The sequence below is a fragment of the Trichococcus sp. genome (assembly GCF_049589555.1).
In the GTDB taxonomy this organism is placed as follows: domain Bacteria; phylum Bacillota; class Bacilli; order Lactobacillales; family Aerococcaceae; genus Trichococcus.
Genome location: NZ_JBAWAZ010000022.1, coordinates 1 through 2,220, shown reverse-complemented (window position 1 = coordinate 2,220; position 2,220 = coordinate 1). Strand labels below are relative to the sequence as shown.

At 50.1% G+C, this 2,220-nt stretch carries 1 protein-coding gene; it reads right to left on the bottom strand.

Going from position 1 to position 2,220, the window contains the following annotated elements; genetic code table 11:
- On the bottom strand, positions 1–2,220 hold a 2,220-nt coding region (locus WBV27_RS01275), incomplete at both ends, for an ATP-dependent Clp protease ATP-binding subunit (protein ID WP_424198720.1).

Genomic DNA, 2,220 nt, shown 5'->3' with positions numbered 1-2,220 from the left:
TGATAAAGCCGCTCAACATTTCTTCACTCAATTTGTCTTCGATTTCTTTTTGGATCGCGCGTCTGATCGGACGTGCGCCGTATTCCGGATCGAAACCGGCTTTTGCGATGACATCGATGGCTGCAGGCGTGATGCGCACATGGATATCGAGATCTTTCAAGCGTTTCACGATGCCGTTCGCCATCAATTTGACGATTTCATGCAACTCGTCTTTCTCCAAGGAGTGGAAGACGATTGTTTCGTCGATACGGTTCAGGAACTCCGGACGGAAGCTGTTCTTCAGCTCTTCGCGGATGCGTTTCTCCATCGCTTTATAATCATGCTTGAGATCTTTAGCCGCGAATCCGACCGATTTTTCATCACGCAAAGCCGTTGCACCCAAGTTGGAAGTCATGATCAAGATCGTGTTGCGGAAATCGACCTTTCGTCCTTTGGAATCTGTCAAGTGACCGTCATCCAACACTTGCAGGAGGATATTAAAGACATCCGGATGGGCTTTTTCAATCTCGTCGAGAAGAATGACCGAGTAGGGTTTTTGTCTGATTTTTTCCGTCAACTGGCCGCCTTCATCATAACCGACATAGCCGGGAGGGGAGCCGATCAAACGACTCGTACTGTATTTTTCCATGTATTCGGACATATCCAAGCGAACCAAGGCATCCTCTGTCCCGAACATCGCTTCAGCCAGCGTTTTCACCAACTCTGTCTTACCGACACCGGTAGGACCCAAGAATAGGAACGAACCGATCGGGCGATTCGGATCCTTCAAGCCGGAACGTGCACGTCTGATTGCGCGGGCCACCGCACTGACGGCTTCGGATTGGCCGATGACACGTTCATGCAGCACTTTTTCCAGCCTCATCAAACGGTCGCTTTCCTTCTGCTCCATTTGGTTGACCGGAATCCCGGTCCACAAAGCCACCACTTCGGCTACGTCGTTTTCGGTCACTTTCAGATCGTAGTGCGTGATTGTTTGGGCTTGTTGTTCCACCATTTTTTGGAATTTCTGCTTCTTCGCCATTTCGCGTTTGCGGATGCGGGCAGCTTTGTCGAAGTCCTGATTCAGGATCGCTTCTTCCTTGTCTTTCGACAACTTCGCAATTTCCATCTCGATTTTCCCGATTGGCGTATCCCCGTGTGTGACATCCAAACGGACTTTCGCCGCGGATTCATCGATCAGATCGATCGCTTTGTCCGGCAACCTTCTGGAAGTGATGTAGCGTACGGATAACTGGACAGCAGCTTTCAGCGCCTCATCCGTTATTTCCACGCCATGGTGCTCCTCATAACGGGAACGCAAGCCACGCATGATTTCAACCGATTCCTCCGGTGTGGGCTCATCGATATGGATAGGCGCAAAACGTCTTTCCAACGCCGCATCTTTTTCGATATATTTTTGGTACTCATCAAGGGTGGTGGCACCGATTGTCTGCAGTTCGCCCCTCGCCAATGCTGGTTTCAGGATATTGGAGGCATCGATCGCCCCTTCTGCTCCGCCTGCACCGATCAAGGTGTGCAACTCATCGATAAAGAGGATGACGTTGCCGTCATTGTAGATTTCGTCGATGATCTTTTTCATTCTTTCCTCGAATTCACCGCGGTATTTCGTACCTGCAACCAGTGAACCCATATCCAACATCATGATGCGTTTGTTCGCCAACGTATCCGGAACATCGCCGGCTACGATTTTTTGTGCCAAACCTTCCACGATGGCGGTCTTGCCGACACCCGGTTCCCCTACCAAAACAGGATTGTTCTTCGTTCTGCGGGAAACGATCTGCATGATGCGGCGGACTTCCTTGTCGCGTCCTACGATCGGATCCATCCGGTTTTCCCGTGCCAATTCCGTCAGATTGCGGGCCAAGGAATCCAAAGTCGGCGTTCCTTCTTCCACTTTTTCCGTCTTTTTGGCTGAACGCATATCCGGTTTGGTCGGTTGCTTGATGCCCAGTTTCTCATAGAGAGACTTACGCAGCAGATTCGGATCGATCTGCAGATTTTTGATGATTTTGACTGCCAGAATTTCTTCTTTCAACAAGCCCAACAAAAGGTGTTCGGTTCCTACCAAAGGAACCCCCAATTTGTGCGCTTCATTTGTCGCATACATAATGACTTTTTTAGCCCGAGGAGAAAATGGCAACGGCGCATTGAAGTCCTCCGTGTTCATTTGGCCGAAACCGGTCAGATGGACAATCTCTTCGCGGACTCCTTCCTCATCAA